The sequence below is a fragment of the Pseudomonas palleroniana genome (assembly GCF_003031675.1).
GTDB lineage: Bacteria > Pseudomonadota > Gammaproteobacteria > Pseudomonadales > Pseudomonadaceae > Aquipseudomonas > Aquipseudomonas palleroniana.
Window position 1 is genome coordinate 46,706 of the sequence record NZ_PYWX01000090.1, and the last position, 25,748, is coordinate 72,453.

Below are 25,748 nucleotides of genomic sequence, written 5' to 3' on the forward strand. Positions count from 1 at the left end.
GGGCAATACTCCAGGAGAAATCAGCCGACGGCTTGGGTGATCAGGGCAAATGCATGTATGCCTGCGCGGGCTTTGGGCGGTTCACCCTTCGCCATGCGTGCAACCTTGTCGACGCACTTCAAACCGGCCTGCTCGAGCCAGTCGTTGAGGCCGCATTCGGCCGGGATATCGATGCGCACAAAGGCGTCCGGTACCTCGGCCAGCAGCGTGCCGATCAGGTGCTTGGCCTGCTCGAGCGTCTCGGCCACTACCGGGCCGATGCAGCGCCCGCGACCAAAGGGGTACAGCAGTGCAATCGCGCGCAACTGGCCGTCGCGTTCGATGCCTACCGCGTGCTCCACTTGCAGGTCGCGCAGGATCTCGCGGCGGTCCAGGCCGCTACCGGCGCTGGCCAGGTCGATCAGGGCGGCATGATCATCGGCATTCAGCGTGCGGCAGGTTTCGCCTGCGGCCAGAGCGGTCAGTTCGGGAACCTGCACCTGACCTTGATGCTGCTGCACATAGCCAAATTCGACAAACCCCTGGCTGGCATAAAGCGGTGCACCGGCCAGGGTCGCGTTGAGCAGTGGCGTGCTGGTTCGGCAGGCCTTCAGGGCCATTTCCATCAAGCGTCGGCCGATGCCCTTGCCCTGATAGTCGTCGCTGACGATCACCAGGCCGATCGTTGTGTAATCACCCTGGGGGCAGGCGAACGCCGAGCCGATCAGGCGCTCACCGTCGAGTACCACAAAACCATCGCTGACCCGTTGCAACATCGCCCAATCTTCCAGGCGGTGTGGCCATTTGAGTTGCACCGACAGGTCATGGGCGGCTGGGAGGTCGGCGACCGTCATTGAGCGATAGAGGTAATCAGGGTGTGGCAGGGCAGCCATGGCGGGCCTCCGTTGAGCACGGGTTGAGGGTCGTTGAAACGCCTGTATCCCACCTGCTTTGCGGGCTGGCAAGAGGGTGCGCAGCATTCGGTAGATTTGCCGTGCGGGAGGGTAACGCCACCATAGTTACTACCAAATCGGAGGGGGTGCTCAGCAGCAAATGCCTCACGGCTGATGGACCTGTCCAGCGCTGTGCACGCAGTGCTTCTTTATAGAAAGGTTGTCCACCACACATTCTGCCGCTGATCGCCCCCAGCCTTGAGCCTTCGTGCCCAAAAAGGCCCATTAAAGCGCATGAATACGGGCTTCGCCCAAGCCTGGAGCGCGCCGCAAACTCTGCTGGCGCCGGCGGCAAAAACGGTGCTTTGTATTGAGGCGGGCGCTTTTTTGACGCCATCTGCTGATTTCACAGTGGTGTAATGAAGCTGTGCTGCAACGAGGCCGACGCGCCGTCAGAGCCGCGAATGCTTGCCACCTTCCACTGACTCCAGGACCGCACCCCCATGAGCTTTCTTCGTCCCAAATTCATTACGTTTGACTGCTACGGTACGCTGACCAACTTCCAGATGGGCCCGCTGACCCGCGAGCTGTTCGCGGACCGCATCGCGCCTGAGCAGATGGATCAGTTCGTCAAGGATTTTGCCGCCTACCGCCTGGATCAGGTGATGGGCGACTGGCGGCCGTACGACGAAATTCTCAAGACCGCCCTGGCACGTACCTGCAAGCGCTGGGGCATCGACTATCGTGAAGAAGGTCAGCTGTATTACGACGCCGTGCCGACTTGGGGTCCCCATGCGGACGTGCCGGCCGGCCTGTCGAAGATCGCCGACAAGATTCCCCTGGTGATTCTCTCCAACGCCATGGACAGTCAGATCATGTCCAACGTCGAAAAGCTCGGTGCGCCGTTTCACAAGGTGTACACCGCCCAGCAGGCCCAAGCCTACAAGCCACGCTTGCAAGCGTTCGAATTCATGTTCGACAACCTCGGCTGCGGGCCGGAAGACATCTTGCATGTGTCGTCCAGCTTCCGTTACGACCTGATGTCGGCCCACGACATGAAGATCAAGCACAAGGCGTTTGTTGCCCGCGGACATGAAGCCGCAGGCAATGCCGCCTATGGCTACCAGCAGATCACCGATATCGGTGGCTTGCCGGGCCTGGTCGGTCTGTAAACACCAACGTCATCGGCGTACGAGGTTAAACATGGGCAGTGAATCCTATTGGCTCGACACCGCACCCGCCTTCACCGGCGCGCAGTTGGGTGACCTGCCCAGGCAGGTCGACGTGGCGGTGGTCGGTGGCGGGTTTACCGGCCTGTCGGCGGCCAGGGCGTTGGCCATGCGCGGCGCCAGTGTGGTGGTGCTGGATGCCGGGCGGGTGGTCGGCGAAGCCTCGGGGCGCAACGGTGGGCAATGCAACACCGGGGTGGCCCAGGATTATGCCGGGCTGCATGCCAGCCTCGGAGCCGCCAAGGCGCGGGACTATTACCAGGCTTATGAAAGCGCAGTGCAGACCGTGGTGTCGTTGGTGGACCAGGAGCAGATCGCCTGCGACATGGTGCGCAACGGCAAGCTCAAGCTGGCGGCCAAGCCCCTGCATTACGAAGGGTTGGCGCGCACCTGCGAGTTGATCCGCCGTGAAGTCGACGCTGATGTCGAGTTGCTCGATGCCGGCCAGACCCGAGCCGAAGTCCATTCGGCGCAGTTTCACGGCGGCTTGCTGCAACGCAATGGCGTGCAAATGCACATCGGGCGTTTTGGTGTGGGCCTGGCCGAGGCGGCGGCGCGACGCGGCGCGATGATCCATGAGCACACGCTGGTCAATGACTGGAAAGCGCAGGCCGGTGGTTATCAAGTCAACACCGCGCGCGGCTCGCTGCACGCCGGTCAAGTGTTGCTGGCCAGCGGTGCCTGCCAGCACGGTGGGCTTGGCTGGTATCGCCGACGCATCGTACCGGTGGGCAGTTTTGTCATCGTTACCGAAGTGTTGCCCCAGGCGCTCATCGATCAGCTATTGCCGCAGCACCGCGCCTATGTGACCAGCCGCATGATCGGCAATTACTTTCGCCTGACCCCGGATAACCGTCTGCTGTTCGGTGGGCGTGCACGCTTTGCGATGTCCAACAGCGTGTCGGATGCCAAGAGCGGCAAGGTACTGCAGGCCGCGATGCTGAACATGTTTCCGCAGTTGGCCCAGGTGAAGATCGATTACTGCTGGGGCGGCCTGGTGGACATGACCTCCGACCGCCTGCCACGTGCCGGGCAACATGGCGGCGTGTTTCATTCCATGGGCTATAGCGGCCATGGGGTGCAGATGTCGGTGCACATGGGCCAGGTGATGGCCGAGGTGATGGCCGGCAATGCCGCGGCGAACCCGTGGCGTGAACTCGAGTGGCCGGCGATCCCCGGGCATTTCGGCAAACCCTGGTTCCTGCCGTTCGTGGGCGCCTATTACCGCTTTCAGGACTACTTACACTGAGTTGCCGCTGTTGCCTCACCGTCGTGTGTGTTTCCAGAACGCTCCGGATAACCGTGAGCACTCGAACCTTTTAATTTTCGACAGGTAGCCTTGCCATGACAGACAACAAGACCACGCCCTCGCTCATCTCCGGTGAAGAGAGCCTGCGGGTATTCGAAAGCCTCAATCGCGGCATGTCGCGGCGCAATGCCCTGCAAATGCTCGGCCTCGCCGGTGTAGCGGCGGCCGGTGCGGGCAGCTTGTTCGGTACGGCCGGCAAATTGTGGGCCGATGAAGCACCGGCCGAAGGCAAGGGCAAGCCGGGCGGCAAGATCCGCGTGGCCGGTATGTCCACGTCTACCGCCGACACCCTCGACCCGGCCAAGGGCGCGTTGTCTACCGACTACGCGCGCCAATACATGTTCTACAACGGCCTGACGCGCTTCGATAGCCACATGACCCCGCACCTGGAGCTGGCCGAACGCATCGACAATGTCGACGCCACGCTGTGGACCATCACGCTGCGCAAGGACGTGACCTTTCACAACGGCAAACCGCTGACTGCCGCCGACGTGGTGTTCTCCCTGAGCCGGCATAAGGACCCGTTGACGGGTTCCAAAGTCATGGCGCTGGTGGAGCAGTTCACCGAGATCAAGGCCACCGGGCCGAATGAAGTGCAGATCCGCCTCAGCGCGCCCAACGCCGAGCTGCCGTCGATCCTCGCGGTGTCGCACCTCTTGATCGTCCCGGAGGGCACCACCGATTTCAACAAAGGCATTGGCACCGGGCCGTTCACCGTCGGCGAATTCAAGCCCGGTGTGCGTTCGATTGCCGTGCGTAACAAGAACTACTGGAAGCCGGGCCTGCCTTACCTCGATGAGATCGAGTTCATTGCCATCGCCGATGAGCCATCGCGGATCAACGCGCTGCTGTCGGGTGACGTGCACATGATCAACGAAGTCAACCCGCGTTCGACCACGCGCATCAGCGCCAGCCCCAAGCACCGGGTCGTCGATGCGCCGTCGGGCAACTACACCGACTTGATCATCCGTCAGGACCAGATGCCCGGCAAAAGCCCGGAATTCACCCAGGCCATGAAGCTGCTGCTGGACCGCGAACAGGTCAAGTCCGCCGTGTTCCGCGGCTATGCGGTTGTCGGCAACGACCACCCGATTTCGCCGGGCGCGCGCTACTACAACAGCGACCTGCCGCAAACCGTATACGACCCGGAAAAGGCCAAGTTCCTGCTCAAGAAAGCCGGCATGGAGAGCATCACCATGCCGCTGGTGGCTTCGCCGGCCGCGACCGGTTCGGTGGACATCGCCGTGTTGTTGCAACAATCGGCCAAACAGGCCGGGCTCAAGCTTGACGTCAACCGCCTGCCCACCGATGGCTACTGGTCCAACCACTGGATGAAGCACCCGTTGAGTTTCGGCAACATCAACCCACGGCCGAACGCCGACGTGATGTTCTCGCAGTTCTTCCAGTCCAAGGCGCCCTGGAACGAGTCGGGCTGGCAGAACGATCAGTTCGACCAGTTGCTGTTGCTGGCCCGTGCCGAAACCGATGACACCAAGCGCACCCAGATGTACCACGACATGCAGGCACTGGTGCACGACCATTGCGGTATCGGGGTGCCCGTGTTCATCAGCAACATCGATGGCGTGGACAAGCGTGTGAAGGGCTACGTGGCCAATCCGCTCGGTGGTTTCATGGGCTACATGTTTGCCGAGCAAGTCTGGCTGGACGCTTGAGCACCGCGAGGGCAGGACGATGAATAGCACTACACTGTGGTTGATCGGGCGGCGCATCGGCGCCGGGGCCGTGACGTTGTTGATCGTGTCCATGGTCGTGTTCGCGATCACGGCGGTACTGCCGGGGGATGCGGCGCAACAGTCCCTGGGCCAGTTCGCCACCCCGGAACAGGTGGCGGCATTGCGCCTGAAACTGGGGCTCGACCAGCCCGGTGTGCTGCGCTACCTGCACTGGTTGATGAGCCTGCTCAGCGGTGACTTGGGCATGTCGACCTCCAGTGCCATGCCCGTCAGCGAATTGATGGGCGGCCGGGCCCCCAACACCTTGATGCTGGCGAGTGCCACGGCTTTGGTGTCGGTGCCGGTGGCCATGGTGCTGGGTATCGGTTCGGCCATGGCGCGGGGCGGGCGCATCGACAACATCCTGAGCTTTATCACCCTGGCCATGGTCGCGGTGCCGGAGTTTCTGGTGGCGACCCTGGCGGTGCTGATTTTTGCGGTGAACCTGGGGTGGCTGTCGTCGCTGTCTTATGCGAGTGATATCAGCTCCCCCTGGCAGTTCATGCGCACCTATGCCTTGCCGGTGATGACGCTGTGCTGCGTGATCGTCGCGCAAATGGCGCGCATGACCCGCGCGGCAGTCATCGACCAGCTCGACAGTCCTTATGTGGAAATGGCGCGTCTCAAAGGCGTCGGGCCGATCCGTATTGTGCTGCGCCATGCGCTGCCCAATGCGATCGGCCCGATTGCCAATGCCATCGCCCTGAGCCTCTCGTATCTGCTGGGCGGCGTGGTGATCGTCGAAACCATCTTCAACTATCCCGGCATCGCCAGCTTGATGGTCGATGCCGTGACCAACCGCGACATGGCGTTGGTGCAGGCGTGCAGCATGCTGTTCTGCGCGGCCTATCTGGGCCTGGTGTTGATCGCCGACCTGTGCGCCATCCTGTCCAATCCGAGGCTGAGAAACCAATGAATATGCTCATTGCGAAAGGCAAGCCTGCGTCCTCGGCCCTGGCGTTGGCCAAAGCATCCAGCGGCCCGTCCTGGCTGGGGCTGATGGGTGGCGTGGTGTGCCTGGCCTGGTTACTGCTGGCGCTGGTCGGCCCCTGGCTGGCGCCGCACCCGGTGGGTGAAGTGGTGTCTGATAACGTCTTCGACGGCTTCAGCCTGGCTCATCCGTTCGGCACCGACTACCTGGGCCGCGACATGCTCAGCCGCGTGATGGTCGGCGCCCGCTTCACCGTCGGCCTGGCGCTGGTAGCGGCGGTGCTGGCCAGTACCTTGGGCACCTTGTGTGCGCTGGTGTCGGTGGTGTCGCCCAAGTGGCTGGACGAAATCCTCAGCCGCATCATGGATGCCTTCATTTCCATCCCGAGCAAAATGTTCGCACTGATCATGGTCTCGGCATTCGGCTCGTCGGTGACGCTGCTGATCTGCACGGCGGTGATCAGTTACATCCCCGGCTCGTTCCGCGTGGCGCGCAGCATGGCGGTGAACATCGAGACCCTGGAATACGTGCAGGTTGCGCGCACCCGCGGCGAGGGCCGCCTGTATGTGGCGTGCCGGGAGATTCTGCCGAACATGCTCAACCCGGTATTGACCGACCTGGGGCTGCGTTTCGGCTACATCGTGCTATTGCTTGCCGGCATGAGCTTCCTGGGCCTGGGCGTGCAGCCACCGGACGCCGACCTCGGCTCGCTGGTGCGCGAAAACATCGGCGGCCTCAGCCAGGGTGCGTTGGCTATCGTCATTCCGGCGCTGGCCATTGGCACCTTGACCATCGGCGTGAATCTGTTGATCGACTATCTGTCTTCCCGACGCAGTCGACGTGCGGGAGGCCATTGAAATGACGGAATTGATTCGTGTCGAAGACTTGCGTGTCGTCGCCTGTGGCGAGCACGGCGAAGTGGAAATCGTCAAAGGCGTGAGCTTCGCGCTGGAGCAGGGCCAGGTGCTGGCGTTGATCGGCGAGTCCGGCTCCGGCAAGACCACCATTGCCCTGTCGCTGCTCGGCTACGCGCGACGTGGGTGTCGGTTGTCCGGCGGGGTGGTGCGTGTCGGTGAGCACGACATGCTGGCCGCGAGCGAAAGCCAGTTGCAGAAGCTGCGCGGCAACCGCGTGTCGTATATCGCGCAGAGTGCGGCCGCCGCGTTCAACCCGGCGAAAAAGCTCATCGACCAGGTGGTAGAAGGCGCACTGATCCACGGGCTGGGTAGCCGCGTCGAGTTGGAGGCCAAGGCGATCGGTCTGTTCCGTGACCTGGCCTTGCCCAACCCGGAGCGCATCGGCCAACGCTACCCGCACCAGGTCTCCGGCGGGCAGTTGCAACGGGTGATGGCGGCGATGGCGCTGATCAGCGACCCCTTGCTGGTGGTGCTCGACGAGCCGACCACGGCGCTGGATGTGACCACGCAGATCGACGTGCTGCGGGCATTCAAGCGCGTGGTACGCGAACGCGGCGCGACGGCGGTGTATGTGTCCCATGACCTGGCGGTCGTGGCGCAAATGGCCGACCGTATCGTGGTGCTCAACAATGGCCAGATTCTCGAACAGAGCGCCACCGCGCCGCTGCTCGAAGCCCCGGCGCATGACTACACGCGCAGCCTGCTGGCGGCCGCGCAGCCGGACGCGACGATCCGTCCGCCGTCCGGCATCGCCGAAGACACGCCACTGCTGACCATCAGCGGCCTGACGGCCGGCTACGGCAACAAAAATGCGCAGGGCCTGCCGCTGATCCGTGTGCTCGAAGGCATCGACCTCACCGTGCGCAGGGGCCAGGCGATCGGTGTGATCGGCGAATCCGGCTCGGGTAAGTCGACCCTGGCGCGGGTGGTCGCGGGGTTGTTACCGCCCGCCCTGGGTGGCCTCACGTTCGACGGCCAGCCGCTCGGAGGCTGCCTTTCCGAGCGCACGCCGGAACAGTTCCGACGCATCCAGATGGTGTTCCAGAACGCCGACACCGCGCTCAACCCGATGCACAGCGTGGACGCCATCATCGGCCGGCCGTTGAAAATGTACTTCGGCCTCAAGGGCAAGGCGTTGCGCGAGCGCACCGAGCAATTGCTTGACCTGGTGCGCCTGCCACGCACCTTGGCCGGCCGGCGCCCCAGCGAGTTGTCCGGTGGGCAGAAGCAGCGGGTCAACCTGGCCCGGGCGCTGGCCGCCGAGCCGGACCTGATCCTGTGCGATGAAGTCACCTCGGCCCTGGATACCGTGGTGGGGGCGGCGATCCTGGAACTGTTGCGCGACCTGCGCCAGGAACTGGGTGTGTCCTACCTGTTTATCAGCCACGACATCTCCACCGTGCGCGCGCTGTGCGATGACATTGTGGTGATGTACAGCGGCCGGAAGGTCCAGGCCGGCAGCCGCCAGACGTTTGCCGAGCCACCGTTCCATCCCTACACCGACCTGTTGATTCACTCGGTGCCGGAATTGCGCCAGGGCTGGCTGGAAACGTGCGGTGCGACCAGTGGCACGTTGCCGCCGGTGGGTGCAAACGCCGGCGGGCCGCAACTGTGCAGCTTCCTCAATCGCTGCCCGATGCGCGTTGACGGCCTGTGCAACAGCGTGCCGCCCAGCCGACGCGTGTTGGACAATGGCAGTGAAATTCTCTGCCACCATGACGCTGCCCAGTTGCTCAAGACCCAGCAAGGCCGGGTGATTGAAACCTCGGGAGCCTGCGCATGAGTCGGCGCCTTGCCCTTTTTGCCCCGCAACGGAGCCAGGTCTGATGAAACCTCGCGTACTGGATATCCTGAAAAAACTGCTGGCGTTCGACACCGTTTCATCGGAGTCGAACATGGCCTTGATCGAGTATGTGCGCGACCTGCTGCTGACCCGCGGCATCGAGTCGCTGATCGTCAAGGACCCCAGCGGGCGCAAGGCCAACCTGTTCGCCAGCACCGGCCCCGAGGGTCAGCCTGGCGTGTTGCTCTCCGGGCACACCGACGTGGTACCGGCGGCAGGGCAGGCCTGGACCTTTCCGGCGTTCGCCGCCACCGTCCAGGGCGGGCGGATCTATGGGCGTGGCAGTTGCGACATGAAGGGCTTTATCGCCCTGGCCATTGACGCGATGCTCGAGGCGGCCGATCACCCGTTGAGCCGCCCGTTGCAACTGGCCCTGTCCCACGATGAAGAGATTGGCTGCGTCGGCGTGCGACGTTTGCTGGATGTGCTGCATCTGGCGCCGGTACGGCCGTTTCTGTGCGTGGTGGGCGAGCCGACCAATATGCAATTTGTGCTGGGCCACAAGGGCAAGGGTTCCTACCGCACTTATTGCCGTGGCCTGGAGGCGCACTCGTCGCTGGCGCCGCGTTCGGTGAACGCCATCCATGTGGCTTGTGACTTTATCGCCGCGCTGCGTGAGAGCCAGCAGCAGTTGCAGCACCATGGCGCCCAGGACAGCGATTACGACGTGCCCTACAGCACCGTGCATGTCGGGCAGATTGTCGGGGGCAAGGCGCTGAATATCGTGCCGAACCTGTGCTCCCTGGATTTCGAGGTGCGCAACTTGCCGGCCGACGACCTGGAGCAGTTTCTGGAGCAACTGCGCGAGCGGGCCGAAGTGATCGTGCAGGAGGCGAAGAAACTGTCGAGCGTCGCTGCTATCGAGATCGAGACTCTCAACGTCTACCCGGGCCTGGATACCCATCCCAGCGTCGAAGCGGTGCGCTTTCTCAAACAGTTTGCCGCGCCGGACACGGGCACTTCCAAGGTATCTTTCGGCACCGAAGGCGGCCTGTTCAAGCAGCGCCTGGATGTTCCGGTGGTGGTGTGCGGGCCGGGCTCGATCGAACAGGCGCACAAGCCCGATGAGTTTATCGAGATCAGCCAGATGGAGGCTGGAGAGGTGTTCCTGCACGGCCTGCTCGGTTCATTGAAGGCCTAGCAGAGCCTGCCGTCCTGGGCGCAATTTCAGCAGGCCACGCTGCCCACGCGACGCTTTCGGCATCCTTGTTCGTGGCACCTCCCTAGACTGGAGCGTGTCTCGAACCAGGACCCGACCATGCTCACTACTCGCCTGCAAGACCCCAGCCTCCTTACTGAACTCGCCTATGTCGATGGCCAATGGATCGCCGCCGACAGCGGCGCCACTCTGGACGTCCTCGACCCTGCCACCGGCCAGGTGCTCGCCAGGGTACCGGCCATGGACGCGGTCGACACCCGCCGCGCCATCGAAGCCGCCGAGCGTGCCTGGCCCGCCTGGCGTGCACGCCCGGCCGCCGAACGCGCCGCGCTGCTGGAGCGCTGGTACCAGGCCATGCTCGATAACCTCGATGACCTGGCGCTGATCATGACTCGCGAGCAGGGCAAGCCGCTCAATGAAGCCAAGGGCGAGATCCGCTACGGCGCAGGCTTCGTCAAGTGGTTCGCCGAAGAGGCGCGCAGGGTCTACGGCGAAACCATGCCGGCACCCAGCGGCGACCGGCGTTTGCTGACGCTCAAGCAGCCGGTGGGCGTGTGTGCCGCTATCACGCCGTGGAATTTCCCCAATGCGATGATCACCCGTAAGTGCGCGCCGGCCTTGGCCGCCGGCTGCCCGATCATCGTCAAGCCATCGGAGCTCACCCCGTTGTCGGCCCTGGCCCTGGCGGTACTGGCCGAGCGCGTCGGCATCCCGGCCGGGGTGTTCAACGTGATCACCGGGCTGCCTGCCGGTATTGGCACGGAACTGACCGGCAACCCGAGCGTGCGCAAGATTTCCTTCACGGGTTCCACCGCCGTCGGCCGCCTGCTGATGCGCCAAAGCGCCGAGCACATCAAGCGGTTGAGCCTGGAACTGGGCGGCAATGCGCCGTTTGTGGTGTTCGACGATGCCGACCTCGAGCAGGCGGTCGCGGGGGTCATGCTCAGCAAGTTTCGTAATGCCGGGCAAACCTGTGTGTGCGCCAACCGCATCCTGGTGCAGGACGGTATTTACGAGCGCTTCGCCGCGCGCCTGGTGCAAGAGGTGAACAAACTCAAGGTCGGCCACGGCCTGGAGGAGGGCGTGAGCATTGGCCCGTTGATCAACCCGGCGGCGGTCACCAAAGTGACGCGGCATATCGAGGATGCGTTGAGCCAGGGCGCGACGCTGTTGTGCGGCGCAATCCCGACTGACGATAGCCCCTTCGTGCAGCCCACGGTGCTGGGCGACGCTCACGCCGGAATGCTGCTGGCCAACGAAGAAACATTCGGCCCGGTGGCGCCGCTGATGCGCTTTACCCACGAGGCACAGGCACTGGCCCTGGCCAACGCCACTCCGTACGGCCTGGGCGCCTACTATTTCACCCAGAACCTGGCGCGCTCGTGGCGCTTTGGGGAGGCCCTCGAGTTCGGCATGGTGGGCCTCAATACCGGGATTATCTCGATGGAAGTCGCGCCGTTCGGCGGCATCAAGCAATCGGGGCTGGGGCGCGAAGGCAGCAAGTACGGGCTGGACGAGTACCTTGAAGTCAAAGCTTTTCACATTGGCGGGTTGAACGAGTGAGGCAGGATCCATGAGCAAGGCATTCAGAATCGCCGCCATTGCCGGCGACGGCATTGGCAAGGAAGTGTTGCCCGAAGGGCTGCGGGTAGTGGAGCAGGCCGCCAGGGTTTGGGACCTGAACCTGAGCATCGAAGTGTTCGACTGGGCCCACTGTGATTACTACCTGCAACACGGGCAGATGATGCCCGACGACTGGTTCGAGCAGCTCAAGGACTTCGACGCCATTTACTTCGGCGCCGTGGGCTGGCCGGCCAAGGTCGCGGATCACATTTCGCTGTGGGGCTCGCTGCTCAAGTTCCGCCGCGACTTCGACCAGTACGTGAATATCCGCCCGGTCCGGCTGTTTCCTGGCGTGCCATGCCCACTGGCCGGGCGCGAGCCGGGTGATATCGATTTCGTGGTGATCCGTGAAAACACCGAGGGTGAATACTCATCGGTAGGTGGCAAGATGTTCGAAGGCACCGAACATGAGTTCGTGTTGCAGGAGTCGGTATTCACCCGGCGCGGCGTCGATCGCATCCTCAAGTTCGCTTTCGACCTGGCCCAGAGCCGGCCGCGCAAGAAGCTCACGGCGGCGACCAAGTCCAATGGCATCTCCATCAGCATGCCTTACTGGGATGAACGTACCGCGCTGATGGCGGCCGACTACCCAGAGGTGACGTGGGACAAGCAGCACATCGACATCCTGTGCGCACGGTTCGTGCTGCAGCCGGATCGCTTCGACGTGGTCGTGGCGTCCAACCTGTTTGGCGACATTTTGTCGGACCTGGGGCCGGCGTGTGCAGGCACTATCGGTATTGCACCGTCGGCCAACCTCGATCCCGAGCGCCGCTTTCCTTCGCTGTTCGAACCGGTGCACGGCTCGGCGCCGGACATCTACGGGCAGAATATTGCCAACCCGATTGCGATGATCTGGTCGGGGGCGCTGATGCTGGATTTCCTCGGCAATGGCGATGCGCGCTATCGGGCGGCCCATGACGCCATCCTGCAGGCGATCGAAGCGGTGATTGCCGAGGGGGTGATCACGCCAGACCTGGGCGGCAAGGCGTCAACGCAGGAAGTGGGCGCGGCGATTACCCAAAGGCTGGTGCGCTGACGACACCCGGGGCCCCTATCCGTTGCCGTGGTAACGGATAGGGGTGCAATTAATAACCTTTGCTGCGATCCACCTCACCCAACATCGGCTCGCCACGCTGATGCCGCCGAATATTTTCCAATAGCACCGCAAACGCGCTGTCCGGTTGAGTCATCGCGGCAATATGGGGCGTGAGCAGGATCTGTGGGTGGCCCCAGAACGGATGGTCCGCCGGCGCCGGTTCCTCTTGCACTACATCCAGCACGGCGCCGCTGAGTTGCCCGCTGGCCAGGGCTTGCAGCAAATCCTCTTCCACCAGGTGCCCGCCACGCCCCATGTTGATCAGCGCGGCGCCCTTGGGCAGTTGGGCGAACAGGCGCCGATTGAGAATGCCTTGGGTCTGCTCGGTCAGCGGCAGCACGCACAGCAGGATATCGCACTGGTTGAGGAACGCCGGCAATTGCGCCTCACCGGCAAAACAGTCCACACCCGGCAACTGATGAGGGCTGCGTGCCCAGCCCGACAAGGCAAACCCCAACGGCGCCAGCGTCGCGAGGATCTGTTGGGCCTGGGCGCCCAGGCCCATCACACCGACGCGGCGGTTCGCCGCCGGTTGCAACAGGTGCGCCTGCCAGCAGCGCGCCAGCTGTTGCTGGCGGTAGCGCAGCATGTCGCGGTGCAGGCTGAGCACGGCCCAACTGGCGTATTCGCACATGCCGCGGGTGATGCCGGGGTCGAGCAAGCGCACCACGGGCAGTTGCGCCGGCAAACGGGCGAGGTCGAGTTGATCCACCCCGGCCGACACCGCAAACAGCACTTTCAGATTGGGCAACAGGTGCTCGAGATCGTCGGGTGCCAGCCAGGCGGCCAGGTAGTCGATCTCGGCGGGATCGCCGATGTCGGGCCAGGCGCGCCATTCGATGTCCGGTGCGTGCTCGGCAAACAGTGCCTGCCAGCGCTCGCCGCGTACCGGGTCGGATTTGTAAAGCAGAGCCATGGGCATCTCCGCAGGGTTGAAAGTAGCCCTCATCATCCTCCAGGCACGGCGCAGGATCTGTTGAAACACAGGGGCAAAACAGTTGATCCGAATTTCTCACGGGGCAAGTTCGGTGCAGTTCGTTTCCGCCAGGTCGTACTCTGAGTGGCATCGCAACCGTCTCAGGTTGCCGGTCTCACAATGGGAAATGCCATGAACAGCAGAGTCGACGAAACCCCACATTTGCTCCGCCAGCGCGATCAATTCGTACCTCGCGGCCTGATCACCGCGCATCCGCTGGTGATCGATCGCGCCCAGGGCGCCGAGTTGTGGGACGTGGAAGGCAAGCGCTATCTGGACTTCGTCGGCGGTATCGGCGTGTTGAACATCGGCCATAACCATCCGCAAGTGGTGGCGGCGGTGCAGGCCCAGTTGCAGAAAGTCTCCCACGCCTGCTTCCAGGTGGTGGCGTACCAGCCTTATCTCGACCTGGCCCAGCGCCTGTGTGAACTGGTCGGTGGGGAGGACGATTACAAGGCGGCGTTTTTCACCTCCGGCGCCGAGGCGGTGGAGAATGCGGTGAAGATCGCTCGCGCCCATACCAATCGTTCGGCGGTCATCGCCTTCCGCGGCGGTTTCCATGGCCGTACGTTGCTGGGGACCACGCTCACCGGCATGAGCCAGCCGTACAAACAGAACTTCGGGCCATTTGCGCCGGAGGTTTTCCATACCCCTTATCCCAATGCTTATCGCGGCGTGACCAGTGCACTGGCGCTCCAGGCGCTGGATGAATTGCTGGCCACCCAGGTTGCCCCGGAGCGCGTGGCGGCGATCATCATCGAACCGGTGCAGGGCGATGGCGGCTTCCTCTCGGCGCCGGCCGAGTTTCTCCAGGCGTTGCGTGCGTTGGCCGACAAGCACGGCATTGTGCTGATCCTGGATGAGATCCAGACCGGTTTCGGCCGCACCGGCACCTGGTTTGGTTTCCAGCACGCCGGAATCCAGCCTGACCTGGTGACCGTGGCCAAAAGCCTGGCCGGCGGTTTGCCGTTGTCCGGCGTGGTGGGCAAGGCCCACATCATGGATGCACCGCTGCCCGGTGGCCTGGGCGGCACCTACGGTGGCAACGCCTTGGCGTGCGCGGCGGCGCTGGCGGTGATCACGGCGTTCGAACAGGAGCAATTGCTGGCGCGCAGCCAAGTGCTGGGCGAACGCCTGCGTCAGGGCCTGCTGGGCTTGCAGGCGCGCTACCCGCGGATTGGTGATGTGCGCGGCACCGGTTTTATGCTGGCGATCGAGCTGATCAAAGATGATTCGGCGCGCACCCCGGATGTCGAGCTGAATCAGCGGGTGATCGATGAAGCCCGCGCCGGTGGTTTGTTGGTGATCAAATGCGGCGTGCACCGCAACGTGCTGCGCTTCCTCGCGCCGCTGGTGGTGACCGAGGCGCAGGTCGACGAGGCCGTGCAGATTCTCGATGCAGCCTTGGCACGGGTCTTGAACTGAGCCAGGGCCCGCCTCGGGACCTGATGGCGGCACCGTCCGTGAACCGTTATGGCGCACGGACGACCACACTGCATCATTGGAGGCTTGAACCGCATGGGACTGACCGATTACCGCGCGTTGCTGATCGATTGTGATGGCGTCCTGGTGGATCGCGACTCGGGCGTGCTGGCGGCGTTGCAGCCGCTGCTCGACAGCCGGGGTGGCAAGCCGCCGCCTCGGGAAGAGGTACTGGCCGAGTTCCACACGGTGATCACGGGCCTGTACCCACGTTTTGCCGAGCTTGGCGTCAGCGGCATGTTGTGTTTCGCCCATCGGCAGCTGGCTGAGCGTTGGGGGCTGGCGGCCAATTGGGAGGAGGGGATGAGCTTTGCTCGTTCGGCAGGCAACTGGTCGCTGTTCGAAGATGCGCCCGGGGCAATGCTGTACTTGCGCAAGTTCTATCGCCTGCTGGTGCGTGGCGACCGCAATTTCGAAGACCGTGGGCTGTTGTGCGAGCGCCTGGGTATAGAAACCGACGATTTCATCTCACTGGTCGATGCCCAACAATGGCTTGACCAGCAAGGCCCGCAGGTCCAGCCTGTATTGCATGTAACCCAACCTTCAGTGGACGCCGACCTGGCGCTGGATCGCTGCCTGATCGGCCGTCAGCGGGCTCGACAGCCCGTGCCGTGCGCGGCCGACTATTGCATCAACAGCATGGCTGACTTGGTGGCTCAGCATCAGTTGTCGTTACGGCGCTGATCTTGCTAGAAGATTGTCTTACAAACGGCAGTCAAGAGGTACGCAATGGAAGGGCTCGTCAAGCTGGACCGGATTGACATCAGTATTCTGGTGGAATTGCAAAAAGACGGCCGGATGACCAACGTCAGCCTGGCCGATGCCGTGGGGTTGTCTGCAAGCCCGTGCCTGCAGAGGGTCAAGCGGTTGGAGTCAGCCGGGTATATCTCCAGCTACAAGGCGCATTTGAACCTGGCCAAGATCACCGATTCGGTCACGGTATTCACCGAAATCACCCTCAGCGACCACAAACGTGAAGATTTCGCCAAGTTCGAATCCAACATCCGCCTGGTGGACGAAGTGCTCGAATGCCACTTGATCAGTGGCGGCTACGACTATCTGGTGCGCTTCATGACCCGCAGCATCCAGCACTATCAGGAAGTTGTGGAGGGCTTGCTGGACAAGAACATCGGCATCTCAAAGTACTTCAGCTACATCGTGATCAAGTCACCGGTGTTGAAGGACGGTGTGCCGTTGCGCAAGCTTCTGCGCCACTGACACCGTCCCGCGCAAGACATGGCCGGCGTGCTTGAAGCCGTCCATGCCCTCAAGTGCGTGTGCGCCAGTTCAGAATCAGCAGCGTCAATACCCCTGCCACAATCCCCCAGAACGCCGAACCGATGGAAAACAAGGTAAAGCCTGACGCGGTGACCATAAAGGTGATCAGCGCCGCTTCGCGTTCCTTCGGTTCATTCATGGCGATGCTCAGGCCATTGATAATCGAGCCAAACAACGCCAAGGCGGCAATCGACAGCACCAACTCCTTGGGCAAGGCCGCAAACAACGCCGCCAACGTGGCGCCGAATACCCCCGCTATGCCATAGAACACACCGCACCAGACCGCGGCGGTATAGCGCTTGTTGCGGTCTTCATGGGCGTGGGGGCCCGTGCAGATCGCCGCGCTGATCGCCGCCAGGTTGATGCCGTGGGAGCCGAAGGGCGCCAGCACCAGCGAGGCCAGGCCGGTGGCAGTGATCAGCGGCGAGGCGGGCACGTTGTAGCCGTCGGCTCGCAACACGGCAACGCCGGGCATATTTTGTGAAGTCATTGCCACCACGAACAGCGGGATACCGATGCTGATGGTCGCCGCCAGCGAGAAGTGCGGCGTGGTCCACACAGGTGTCGCCACCTCCAGATGAAAGCCGCTGAAGTCCAGCAGGCCCATCAACCCCGACAGCAGCGTGCCGATGATCAGCGCGGCCAGCACCGCATAGCGCGGTGACAGGCGCTTGATGATCAGATAAGTGAAAAACATCCCCAGTACCAGGCCGGTGCGATGCTGTGCGGCGACAAAAATCTCGCTGCCGATCTTGAACAGAATCCCGGCCAGCAATGCCGCCGCCAACGATGCGGGAATGCGTTTGACCAGCTTTTCAAAGCTGCCGGTCATCCCGCAGATCGTCACCAGCACGGCGCACGTGATGAAGGCGCCGATGGCCTCGCCGTAACTCACGCCACCCAGGCTTGTAATCAACAGCGCCGCGCCGGGTGTGGACCAGGCGATGGTGATCGGTGTGCGGTAGCGCAGCGACAGGCCAATGCTGCACACCGCCATGCCGATGGAGATCGCCCAGATCCACGAAGAAATTTGTGCGCTGGTCAGACCGGCGGCTTGTCCGGCCTGGAACATCAGCACCAGGGAGCTGGTGTAGCCGGTCATCATGGCGATAAAGCCGGCGACGACGGCGGACGCGCAAGTGTCGGCCAGCGGGCGCAAAGGCGCGTGGGTGGCGTTGGACATGTGGGGGGTGTTCCTTTTACCGGAGAAATAGCGGATTCAAGCCTAAACTCAAACGTGACAAGGCATTGCAATACAGCCGACACCGCAAACAGCCGTACAGTGTGTTGGCGTACTGGGTTGTGTACAATATGCGTTGTTTTTAGGTGATACTTGCCAGCGACCCGTTGTTGCCGTATTACCCTGAAGCTGCCGTATCACCGTTAATTCGCCGCCGTTCTCCAAACCCGAGTGCCCATGAACGAACAGTTGCAACCTCTCAAGAAACAACCGCGTGCCGGCAAGGCCGGTCGCAGCGGAACCCAGGACGATATCGTCTACGCGCATATCTTCGAGGCGATCCTCGAACAACGCCTGGCGCCCGGAACCAAATTGAGTGAAGAAGCACTGGGCGAGATCTTCGGCGTGAGCCGCACCATCATTCGTCGTGCACTTTCGCGCCTGGCCCATGAAGGCGTGGTGCTGTTGCGGCCCAATCGCGGTGCGGTGGTGGCCAGCCCGAGTGTGGAAGAGGCACGCCAGGTATTCCTGGCCCGGCGTCTGGTGGAGCGTGCGATCACCGAGTTGGCGGTGCAGCATGCTACCGCCGATCAGTTGGCCGAGTTGCGTCAGATGGTCAATGACGAGCGCGACAGTTTCTCCCGTGGCGACCGTGGCGCGGGCATCCGCCTCTCCGGTGAATTCCATCTGAAGCTGGCCGAAGCGGCGAAGAATGCGCCGCTGATCAGCTTCCAGCGCAGCCTGGTGTCCCAGACCTCATTGATCATCGCCCAGTACGAAAGCGGCAACCGCTCGCACTGTTCCTATGATGAGCACACCCAGCTGATCGACGCGATCGAAGCGCGCGACGCGACGCTGGCGGTGAACCTGATGATGCACCACATGGATCACATCGACAGCAAGCTCAACCTCGATGAAGAGAGCGCATCGGATGACCTGCATGCGGTGTTCTCGCATTTGCTGCAGACCAAGAAGCCGGGGCGCTCGTCCATAAAGTTGTAAACCCAATCAATTGTGGAAGGGGCAAGCCCCTCCCACAATGCTGTGGGGTGTTGGTTGAGTCAGCGTTGGTGCACCAATTGGCCGGCTGCATACGTCTGCAACACCGTGCGGTCATCCCCCAGCGTCATCAACACAAACAACGTCTCGGCAATGTTATTGGCCTGCTTCAGGCGATAGCTCAGCAGTGGCGTGGCGTTGTAGTCCAGTACCAGGAAGTCCGCATCGGTGCCAGGTTGCAAGGTGCCGATCTTGTCTTCCAGGCGCAGTGCGCGCGCGCCGCCCAGGGTCGCCAGGTACAGCGACTTGAACGGGCTCAACCGCGCCCCCTGCAGCTGCATGACCTTGTAGGCTTCGTTCAAGGTTTGCAGGAGTGAGAAGCTGGTGCCGCCGCCCACGTCCGTGCCCAGCCCCACATTCAACTTGTGTTTCTCGGCCATCGGCAGGTTGAACAAGCCGCTGCCGAGGAAGAAGTTCGACGTCGGGCAGAACGCCACCGCCGAGCCGGTCTCGGCCAACCGCGCGCACTCTTCATCGCACAGATGCACGCCATGGGCGAACACCGAACGCTCACCCAGCAGTTTGTAGTAGTCGTACACGTCCAGGTAGCCGTTGCGCTCCGGGAACAGCGCTTTCACCCATTCGACTTCCTGCTTGTTCTCACTGATGTGAGTCTGCATGTACAGGTCCGGGTATTCGCCGAGCAGTTGGCCGGCCAGCGCCAATTGTTCCGGTGTGCTGGTCGGCGCGAAGCGCGGCGTGACGGCATAGTGCAGGCGGCCTTTGCCATGCCAGCGTTCGATCAACGCCTTGCTTTCCTGGTAGCCGGATTCGGCGGTGTCGGTGAGGTAGTCCGGCGCATTGCGGTCCATCATCACTTTGCCGGCGATCATGCGCAGGTCAAGCTTTTCGGCTGCTTCAAAGAACGCATTCACTGACTGCGGGTGCACGCTGCCGAACACCAATGCGGTGGTGGTGCCGTTGCGCAGCAGTTCCTTGATGAAAATATCGGCGACTTCCTCGGCGTGCGCCTTGTCGGCGAACTGGCTTTCGCACGGGAAGGTGTAGGTGTTGAGCCAGTCCAGCAACTGCTCGCCATAGGCGCCGACCATGCCGGTTTGCGGCAGGTGAATATGAGTGTCGATCAGGCCGGGAGTGATCAGCGCATCCTGGTAATGGGTGATGTCGATATCGGCGGGCAGGGTCGGCAGCAGGTCGCCGGCATGGCCGAGCGCGCTGATCTTGCCGTTTTCGATCACCAGCAGGCCGTCTTCGAAATACTCATAGGAGGCTTCGATCCCGACTTCAGCGGGGTCGGCGATGCTGTGCAGGAGGGCGGCACGGTAGGCTTTGCGAGTCAAAGGCATGGTCATCTCAATGCTTGGCAAAAGGAGTCGAAGCTTGGCTGCGACGGGACGCCGGCAGCAGCTTGGCAATGGGTTCGGCGCTCGCGGTGTGCTGGCCGAAATGGGCGTTATAGGTGGCGATGATTTCACCGGCGATGGAGATGGCGATCTCTGCCGGCAGCTTGCCCTTGACCTCGGTGAGGCCCATGGGGCAGCGCATGCGTTGCAGTTGTGCGGTGTCGAAGCCGTGATCACGCAGGCGGTGTTCGAACTTGACGCGTTTGGTCTTCGAACCGATCAGGCCGAAATACGCAAAGTCATTGCGCTTGAGCAGGGCGGCGGTCAGTTCCAGGTCCAGCGCATGGTTATGGGTCATGACGATGCAGTAACTACCCACCGGCAGGTCGGCAATTTCGTCCACCGGCTCTTCGCTGACGATTTTACGCACGCCCTGGGGGATGTGCTGCGGAAACTCCTGATCACGCGAATCGATCCAGCGCACCCGGCACGGCAGGCTCGCCAGCAACGGCACCAGCGCACGGCCGACATGGCCGGCGCCGAACACCGCGATTTGCGCCTGCACCTGGCCCATGGGTTCGAACAGCAGCACCGTCACGCCGCCGCAACACTGGCCCAGGCTCGCGCCCAGGCTGAAGCGTTCCAGATGAGTGTTCTGCTGACCCCGCACGAGCATGTCGCGGGCGATCTGCATGGCCTTGTATTCCAGGTGCCCGCCGCCGATGGTGTCGAAGCTCTGCGCGGCGCTGATCACCATCTTGGAACCGGCATTGCGCGGCGTGGAGCCGAGTTCTTCGATGATGGTCACCAACACGCAGGGTTCACCCTGGTTCTGCAGGTCGGCGAGGGCGCTGATCCAGTTGTTCATAGTCACCTCCAGTCAGATCGTTCCCACGCTCTGCGTGGGAATGCATACCGTGACGCTCGGCGTCACAAGAGCGGACGCCGAGCGTCCAGGGCGGCATTCCCACGCAGAGCGTGGGAACGATCAGGCCAGTTCAGTCTCCTGCGTCTTCACAGCGCTCAACTGGCGCATCTGCTCACACCCCCACAACACCCGCTCCGGTGTCGCCGGCGCATCGATCTGCGGCTGATGGCGATAATCACCCAGGCTCGCCACGGCATCCTTGATCGCACACCACGAGGCAATCCCGAGCATAAATGGCGGCTCACCCACGGCCTTGGAGTGGAACACCGTGTCCTCCGGGTTCTTGCGGTTTTCCACCAGCTTCACCCGCAGGTCCAGGGGCATGTCGGCCACCGCCGGGATCTTGTAGCTCGCCGGGCCGTTGGTCATCAATTTGCCCTTGTTGTTCCACACCAGCTCCTCCATGGTCAGCCAGCCCATGCCCTGGATAAAGCCGCCTTCCACCTGGCCGATGTCGATAGCGGGGTTCAACGAGGCCCCCACGTCGTGAAGGATGTCGGTGCGCAGCATCTTGTATTCGCCGGTCAGGGTGTCGACGATCACCTCACAGCAGGCCGCGCCGAATGCGAAGTAGTAGAACGGCCGGCCGCGCGCCTGGCTGCGGTCGTAGAAGATTTTCGGAGTCTTGTAGAACCCGGTGCTCGACAGCGACACCTGGGCGAAGTACGCCTGCTGGATCAGCGCCTCGAAGGTCAGGATCTGATCGCGCACCCGCACATGGCCGTTGTGGAAGGCCACATCCGCTTCGCTGACGTCGTATTTGCGCGCCGCAAATTCCACCAGGCGTTGCTTGATGGTTTCGGCCGCGTTCTGCGCGGCCTTGCCGTTCAGGTCGGCACCGCTGGAAGCCGCCGTCGGTGAGGTATTGGGCACCTTGTCGGTGTTGGTGGCGGTTATCTGCACACGGCCGATATCCACTTGGAACACTTCGGCCACCACTTGCGCGACCTTGGTGTTCAAGCCCTGGCCCATCTCGGTGCCGCCATGGTTCAAGTGGATGCTGCCGTCGGTGTAGATGTGGATCAGCGCACCGGCCTGGTTGAGAAAGCTGGCGGTGAACGAAATGCCGAATTTCACCGGTGTCAGCGCCAGGCCTTTTTTCAGGATCGGGCTGTGGGCGTTGTACAGCCGTATCGCTTCGCGGCGTTCGGCGTATTGGCTGCTGGCCTCAAGTTCGGCGGTCATTTCTTCGAGCATGTTGTGCTCGACGGTCTGGTAGTAATGGGTGACGTTGCGCTCGGTCTTGCCATAGTAGTTGGCCTTGCGCACGGCCAGCGGGTCCAGCGCCAGGTGGCGGGCGATGGCGTCCATCACCTCCTCGATGGCGACCATGCCTTGCGGGCCGCCGAAGCCGCGATAGGCGGTATTGGAGGCAGTGTTGGTCTTGCAGCGGTGGCCGTTGACCGTGGCATCGCCCAGGTAATAGGCGTTGTCGGCGTGGAACATGGCGCGATCGACAATCGAGTTGGACAGGTCCGGCGAACAGCCGCAGTTCCCCGCCAGTTCCAGGTTGATTCCCTGCAAGCGGCCACTGTCATCAAAGCCCACGTCGTATTCGATGTAGAAGGGGTGACGCTTGCCGGTCATCAGCATGTCTTCCACACGCTGCAGGCGCATCTTGGTCGGCTGGCCGGTCAGGCGCGCGACCACCGCGCACAGGCACGCCGGGCTGGCGGCCTGGGTTTCCTTGCCACCGAAACCACCGCCCATGCGGCGCATGTCGACGACGATTTTGTTCATCGACACGTCCAACACCTCCGCCACCAGCTTTTGCACTTCGGTGGGGTTTTGCGTGGAACAGTAGACGATCATGCCGCCGTCTTCGGTAGGCATGACCGATGAGATCTGGGTTTCGAGGTAGAAATGTTCCTGGCCGCCGATATGCAACGTGCCCTGCAGGCGGTTTTTCGCAGTGGCCAGCGCGCCTGCCGAATCACCCCGTTGATGGGTGTGGCTGTCGAGCACGAAATGCTGTTTGCGAAACGCTTCGACCACGTCCAGCACCGGCTCCAGGTCTTCGTATTCGATGACTGCCGCCATCGCCGCCTTGCGGGCGGTCTCCAGATCGCGGGCGGCGACGGCCAGGACCACCTGGCCGACGAACTGCACCGTATCGATCGCCAGCAGGGGGTCGCCGGGCATCAGCGGGCCGATGTCTTTGAGGCCCGGTACGTCTTCGTGAGTGATGACGATACGCACACCGTCAAAGGCGTAGCAGGGGGCGGTGTCGATGCTCAGAATCCTGGCGTGGGCACGGTCGGACATGCGCGCGTACAGGTGCAACTGGTTGGGGAATTCCAGGCGGTCATCGATGTACTGCGCCTCGCCGCTGACGTGTTTGGCGGCGCTGTCGTGCTTGACGCTGCGGCCAACTCCGGAGGTGAGGTCCTGGGCAAACAGCTCGGCGAGTTCGGCCTGGGTTTTAACGACGGCGTGATGGTTAGACATATGCGGTCACCCGAGTCTCGATGTGCGGCGTTTGCAGTTCGATGAAGTATTTGCGCAGCAGGTTCTGGGCGCTGAGCAGGCGGTATTCCTTACTGGCGCGGAAGTCCGAGAGCGGGGTGAAATCCTCGGCCAGGGCGGCACAGGCTTTTTCCACGGTGGCGGCATTCCAGGTGGCGCCGACCAACATCGCTTCGCAGCTTTTCGCCCGCTTGGGCGTGGCGGCCATGCCGCCGAACGCGATGCGGGCCTGGCTGATCACTCCGTTGTCGAGCTTGAGATTGAAGGCGGCGCAGACGGCGGAAATATCATCGTCCAGGCGCTTGGACACCTTGTAGGCACGAAACAGCGTGTGGCCCTTGGGCACGATGATTTTCTCGATGAATTCGCTGTCCTGGCGGGCAGTGACGCGATAGTCGATGAAGTAATCTTCCAGGGCCAGGGTGCGACGGGTTTCACCCTTGCACAACACGATCTGCGCGCCCAGTGCGATCAGCAGCGGGGGTGAATCGCCGATTGGCGAGGCATTGCCGATATTGCCGCCCAGGGTGCCCTGGTTGCGGATCTGCAAGGACGCGAAGCGGTGCAGCAGCTCACCGAAGTCCGGGTACTCATGGTGCAGCGCGCTATAACAATCGGACAACGCGGTGGCCGCGCCGATTTCCAGGCGATCGTCGAACGACTCGATACGCTTCATCTCTTCAATGTTGCCGACATAAATCATCACCGGCAGGGTGCGGTGGAACTGGGTGACTTCCAGCGCCAGGTCGGTACCGCCGGCCAGCAGGCGGGCTTGCGGATACGCGTCGTAGAGGTCGGCCAGGTCAGCCACGGTCAGCGGCACCAGGCAGCGTTTGTCGCCGCTGTTGAGTTCAGCGGTTTGCGTAGGCGCGATGGCTTTGAGGCGGGCGATGGTCTCGGCTTGGCGGCTGTCGAACTGATCCGCGGGTTTGTTGCAGCACGCCTGCTCGGCGGCGGCCAGGATCGGGCGGTAGCCGGTGCACCGGCACAGGTTGCCGGCCAGGGCTTCATGGGCTTTCTGGCTGTCGGGCGCATCGCTGTTCTTTTGCAGCGCGAACAACGACATCACAAAACCTGGGGTGCAAAAGCCGCATTGCGAGCCATGGCACTCGACCATGGCCTGTTGCACGCTGTGCAGTTGGCCTTGGTGCTTGAGGTCTTCTACGCTGATCAGTTGCTTGCCGTGCAGTGACGAAACAAAGGTCAGGCATGAGTTGAGGCTGCGATAACGGATCTGCTCGGCACCTTGAGCATCGGTATGCAGTTCGCCGACCACCACGGTGCAGGCACCGCAGTCGCCACTGGCGCAGCCTTCCTTAGTACCGGATTTGCCCAAATGCTCACGCAAATAGTTGAGCACGGTCAGGTTGGGGTCCAGGGCGTGCTCGCTACGGAGTTCCTGGTTGAGTAAAAACTGGATCACGGAAGGCCTCGCAGACTCATTATTGTTGTTAACCGCTTTGCGCCGAATCTAGTCATGTCTGACTTTTCGGTCAATGATTTTCTGACCAGAAGGTCAAGAAACTTCGGTCACAACACTTTCAATTATGGTCCAATCTTCTGGGACCGGTGTTTTTCGGGGCTTGTGGGCTTTGAGGCTTGCGTGTTTCATGCCAAATTCGCCTTGGTGGACATAGCGCCATCAATGGGCCAATGCGCTACACTGCCGCGCTTGTATTGACAGAAGATTCTGAAGGGAAAACATGACGTTCAAGGCGCCGGACAGTCTCGCCGAGCAAATTGCTCACCACCTCGCCGAACGTATCATTCGCGGCGATCTCAAGCCTGGGGAGCGAATCCAGGAACAGAAAGTCACGCTGGCGCTCAATGTCAGCCGTGGTTCCGTGCGCGAAGCCTTGCTGATCCTCGAACGCCGTCATCTCATCGCGATCCTGCCGCGCCGTGGCGCACACGTCACCGAACTCACCGCGCACAAGGTGCAGAGCCTGTGCACGCTGATGGGCGAAATGTACATCCTGCTCGGCAATGCGGTCGCCGAAGGCTGGCAGACCCAGGCCGACATGGCGCCATTCCTGCAAATCCAGCAACGCCTGGAGGGCAGTTATGCGCGGGGGGACATCCGCGCCTTCGTCGAAGAAAGCTTCAATGTGATGCGTGCCGCGTACCCGTTTGCGAACAACCCGTACCTGCAGGAAACCGTCGAAAACCTGCAACCGGCGATGAACCGTGCGTATTACCTGGCCCTGGATCAGCGCAAGGCGTCCATGAGTGAATACCTGGCGCTGTTCGAGCAATTGCTCGCCGCAGTGCTGGCGCGTGATCTGGTACAGATTCGCCTGGTGTTGTCGGCCTACTGCCAGCGCAGCAGCTCGCTGGTGATCGCTGCGTTGGCGGACGCCTAA

General features: G+C 62.4%; 21 protein-coding genes. 14 read left to right on the forward strand and 7 right to left on the reverse strand.

Features of this window, described 5'->3' with window-relative positions; translation table 11 throughout:
- Positions 1–20: 20 nt before the first annotated feature.
- Positions 21–872, reverse strand: a complete 852-nt coding sequence (locus C9383_RS27195) for a GNAT family N-acetyltransferase (protein ID WP_090369316.1) — start codon at positions 870–872, stop codon at positions 21–23.
- Between the two features lie 503 nt (positions 873–1,375).
- On the opposite strand from C9383_RS27195, the gene C9383_RS27200 reads away from it, so the two are divergent.
- The 9 genes from C9383_RS27200 (at position 1,376) to C9383_RS27240 (ending at position 12,652) form a co-directional block, all read left to right on the forward strand.
- Positions 1,376–2,044 carry a haloacid dehalogenase type II gene (locus C9383_RS27200; protein ID WP_060756194.1) on the forward strand — a complete coding sequence of 223 codons (669 nt, stop codon included), beginning with the start codon at positions 1,376–1,378 and terminating at the stop codon, positions 2,042–2,044.
- 31 nt (positions 2,045–2,075) lie between these two features.
- Positions 2,076–3,350: an NAD(P)/FAD-dependent oxidoreductase gene (locus tag C9383_RS27205; protein ID WP_090369318.1), complete on the forward strand. Its 1,275-nt coding sequence runs from the start codon at positions 2,076–2,078 to the stop codon at positions 3,348–3,350.
- A 95-nt stretch (positions 3,351–3,445) separates the two neighbouring features.
- Positions 3,446–5,083: an ABC transporter substrate-binding protein gene (locus C9383_RS27210; protein WP_060756192.1), complete on the forward strand. Its 1,638-nt coding sequence runs from the start codon at positions 3,446–3,448 to the stop codon at positions 5,081–5,083.
- A gap of 19 nt (positions 5,084–5,102) precedes the next feature.
- Positions 5,103–6,059, forward strand: a complete 957-nt coding sequence (locus tag C9383_RS27215; RefSeq protein ID WP_090369320.1) for an ABC transporter permease — start codon at positions 5,103–5,105, stop codon at positions 6,057–6,059.
- Positions 6,056–6,931, forward strand: coding sequence for an ABC transporter permease (locus tag C9383_RS27220; RefSeq protein WP_090369322.1), 876 nt, complete (start codon positions 6,056–6,058; stop codon positions 6,929–6,931). The genes C9383_RS27215 and C9383_RS27220 overlap by 4 nt, the downstream gene beginning before the upstream one ends.
- 1 nt (position 6,932) lies before the next feature.
- The gene (locus C9383_RS27225) at positions 6,933–8,774 is read left to right on the forward strand and encodes an ABC transporter ATP-binding protein (RefSeq protein WP_090369324.1); all 1,842 of its coding nucleotides are present in this window, start codon (positions 6,933–6,935) and stop codon (positions 8,772–8,774) included.
- Between the two features lie 43 nt (positions 8,775–8,817).
- Entirely contained in the window at positions 8,818–9,975 is a 1,158-nt protein-coding gene (gene argE / locus C9383_RS27230) for an acetylornithine deacetylase (protein WP_090369326.1), read from the forward strand.
- A 117-nt stretch (positions 9,976–10,092) separates the two neighbouring features.
- On the forward strand, positions 10,093–11,556 hold the full coding sequence (locus tag C9383_RS27235; protein ID WP_090369328.1) for an NAD-dependent succinate-semialdehyde dehydrogenase: 1,464 nt from the start codon (positions 10,093–10,095) through the stop codon (positions 11,554–11,556).
- Positions 11,557–11,566: 10 nt separating this feature from the next.
- Entirely contained in the window at positions 11,567–12,652 is a 1,086-nt protein-coding gene (locus C9383_RS27240; protein ID WP_090369331.1) for a tartrate dehydrogenase, read from the forward strand.
- Positions 12,653–12,701: 49 nt separating this feature from the next.
- Here the strand turns inward: C9383_RS27240 and C9383_RS27245 are convergent, their stop codons facing one another.
- The gene (locus C9383_RS27245; protein ID WP_090369333.1) at positions 12,702–13,628 is read right to left on the reverse strand and encodes a 2-hydroxyacid dehydrogenase; all 927 of its coding nucleotides are present in this window, start codon (positions 13,626–13,628) and stop codon (positions 12,702–12,704) included.
- A gap of 192 nt (positions 13,629–13,820) precedes the next feature.
- Between C9383_RS27245 and gabT the strand changes: the two genes are divergently transcribed.
- The 3 genes from gabT (at position 13,821) to C9383_RS27260 (ending at position 16,388) form a co-directional block, all read left to right on the forward strand.
- A complete protein-coding gene (gene gabT / locus C9383_RS27250) occupies positions 13,821–15,113 on the forward strand; it encodes a 4-aminobutyrate--2-oxoglutarate transaminase (RefSeq protein ID WP_090369335.1) in 1,293 nt (430 codons plus the stop codon).
- Between the two features lie 93 nt (positions 15,114–15,206).
- Positions 15,207–15,854 (forward strand): HAD family hydrolase, encoded by a 648-nt coding sequence (locus tag C9383_RS27255; protein WP_090369338.1) that lies wholly within the window; start codon positions 15,207–15,209, stop codon positions 15,852–15,854.
- A 45-nt stretch (positions 15,855–15,899) separates the two neighbouring features.
- Positions 15,900–16,388, forward strand: a complete 489-nt coding sequence (locus C9383_RS27260) for an Lrp/AsnC family transcriptional regulator (RefSeq protein WP_003230384.1) — start codon at positions 15,900–15,902, stop codon at positions 16,386–16,388.
- A 49-nt stretch (positions 16,389–16,437) separates the two neighbouring features.
- Here C9383_RS27260 and C9383_RS27265 read toward each other — a convergent pair whose 3' ends face one another.
- Entirely contained in the window at positions 16,438–17,631 is a 1,194-nt protein-coding gene (locus C9383_RS27265; RefSeq protein ID WP_090369341.1) for a benzoate/H(+) symporter BenE family transporter, read from the reverse strand.
- Positions 17,632–17,865: 234 nt separating this feature from the next.
- Here C9383_RS27265 and C9383_RS27270 point away from each other — a divergent pair, with 234 nt between their 5' ends.
- On the forward strand, positions 17,866–18,630 hold the full coding sequence (locus tag C9383_RS27270; RefSeq protein WP_060756181.1) for a GntR family transcriptional regulator: 765 nt from the start codon (positions 17,866–17,868) through the stop codon (positions 18,628–18,630).
- A gap of 59 nt (positions 18,631–18,689) precedes the next feature.
- On the opposite strand, the gene guaD is transcribed toward C9383_RS27270, so the two are convergent.
- From guaD to xdhA, 4 genes are all read right to left on the reverse strand, one after another.
- Positions 18,690–19,994, reverse strand: coding sequence for a guanine deaminase (gene guaD / locus C9383_RS27275; RefSeq protein ID WP_090372333.1), 1,305 nt, complete (start codon positions 19,992–19,994; stop codon positions 18,690–18,692).
- 7 nt (positions 19,995–20,001) lie between these two features.
- Positions 20,002–20,859, reverse strand: a complete 858-nt coding sequence (gene xdhC, locus C9383_RS27280) for a xanthine dehydrogenase accessory protein XdhC (protein ID WP_090369343.1) — start codon at positions 20,857–20,859, stop codon at positions 20,002–20,004.
- A gap of 120 nt (positions 20,860–20,979) precedes the next feature.
- Positions 20,980–23,367, reverse strand: coding sequence for a xanthine dehydrogenase molybdopterin binding subunit (gene xdhB / locus C9383_RS27285; protein ID WP_090369346.1), 2,388 nt, complete (start codon positions 23,365–23,367; stop codon positions 20,980–20,982).
- A complete protein-coding gene (gene xdhA, locus C9383_RS27290) occupies positions 23,360–24,808 on the reverse strand; it encodes a xanthine dehydrogenase small subunit (RefSeq protein WP_090369348.1) in 1,449 nt (482 codons plus the stop codon). Before xdhA ends, xdhB begins: the two co-directional genes overlap by 8 nt.
- Positions 24,809–25,088: 280 nt before the next feature.
- Here xdhA and C9383_RS27295 point away from each other — a divergent pair, with 280 nt between their 5' ends.
- Entirely contained in the window at positions 25,089–25,748 is a 660-nt protein-coding gene (locus tag C9383_RS27295; protein WP_060756177.1) for a GntR family transcriptional regulator, read from the forward strand.

What these genes read in the sequence shown, in the direction of transcription:
- C9383_RS27195 (WP_090369316.1), bottom strand. Translation starts at nt 872, where the DNA reads ATGGCTGCCCTGCCACACCCTGATTACCTCTATCGCTCAATGACGGTC.
- C9383_RS27210 (WP_060756192.1), top strand. Translation starts at nt 3,446, where the DNA reads ATGACAGACAACAAGACCACGCCCTCGCTCATCTCCGGTGAAGAGAGC.
- C9383_RS27265 (WP_090369341.1), bottom strand. Translation starts at nt 17,631, where the DNA reads ATGTCCAACGCCACCCACGCGCCTTTGCGCCCGCTGGCCGACACTTGC.
- C9383_RS27270 (WP_060756181.1), top strand. Translation starts at nt 17,866, where the DNA reads ATGAACGAACAGTTGCAACCTCTCAAGAAACAACCGCGTGCCGGCAAG.
- gabT (WP_090369335.1), top strand. Translation starts at nt 13,821, where the DNA reads ATGAACAGCAGAGTCGACGAAACCCCACATTTGCTCCGCCAGCGCGAT.
- C9383_RS27200 (WP_060756194.1), top strand. Translation starts at nt 1,376, where the DNA reads ATGAGCTTTCTTCGTCCCAAATTCATTACGTTTGACTGCTACGGTACG.
- C9383_RS27240 (WP_090369331.1), top strand. Translation starts at nt 11,567, where the DNA reads ATGAGCAAGGCATTCAGAATCGCCGCCATTGCCGGCGACGGCATTGGC.
- C9383_RS27205 (WP_090369318.1), top strand. Translation starts at nt 2,076, where the DNA reads ATGGGCAGTGAATCCTATTGGCTCGACACCGCACCCGCCTTCACCGGC.
- xdhB (WP_090369346.1), bottom strand. Translation starts at nt 23,367, where the DNA reads ATGTCTAACCATCACGCCGTCGTTAAAACCCAGGCCGAACTCGCCGAG.
- C9383_RS27225 (WP_090369324.1), top strand. Translation starts at nt 6,933, where the DNA reads ATGACGGAATTGATTCGTGTCGAAGACTTGCGTGTCGTCGCCTGTGGC.
- C9383_RS27245 (WP_090369333.1), bottom strand. Translation starts at nt 13,628, where the DNA reads ATGGCTCTGCTTTACAAATCCGACCCGGTACGCGGCGAGCGCTGGCAG.
- argE (WP_090369326.1), top strand. Translation starts at nt 8,818, where the DNA reads ATGAAACCTCGCGTACTGGATATCCTGAAAAAACTGCTGGCGTTCGAC.
- C9383_RS27215 (WP_090369320.1), top strand. Translation starts at nt 5,103, where the DNA reads ATGAATAGCACTACACTGTGGTTGATCGGGCGGCGCATCGGCGCCGGG.
- C9383_RS27220 (WP_090369322.1), top strand. Translation starts at nt 6,056, where the DNA reads ATGAATATGCTCATTGCGAAAGGCAAGCCTGCGTCCTCGGCCCTGGCG.
- C9383_RS27295 (WP_060756177.1), top strand. Translation starts at nt 25,089, where the DNA reads ATGACGTTCAAGGCGCCGGACAGTCTCGCCGAGCAAATTGCTCACCAC.
- xdhC (WP_090369343.1), bottom strand. Translation starts at nt 20,859, where the DNA reads ATGAACAACTGGATCAGCGCCCTCGCCGACCTGCAGAACCAGGGTGAA.
- C9383_RS27235 (WP_090369328.1), top strand. Translation starts at nt 10,093, where the DNA reads ATGCTCACTACTCGCCTGCAAGACCCCAGCCTCCTTACTGAACTCGCC.
- C9383_RS27260 (WP_003230384.1), top strand. Translation starts at nt 15,900, where the DNA reads ATGGAAGGGCTCGTCAAGCTGGACCGGATTGACATCAGTATTCTGGTG.
- guaD (WP_090372333.1), bottom strand. Translation starts at nt 19,994, where the DNA reads ATGCCTTTGACTCGCAAAGCCTACCGTGCCGCCCTCCTGCACAGCATC.
- C9383_RS27255 (WP_090369338.1), top strand. Translation starts at nt 15,207, where the DNA reads ATGGGACTGACCGATTACCGCGCGTTGCTGATCGATTGTGATGGCGTC.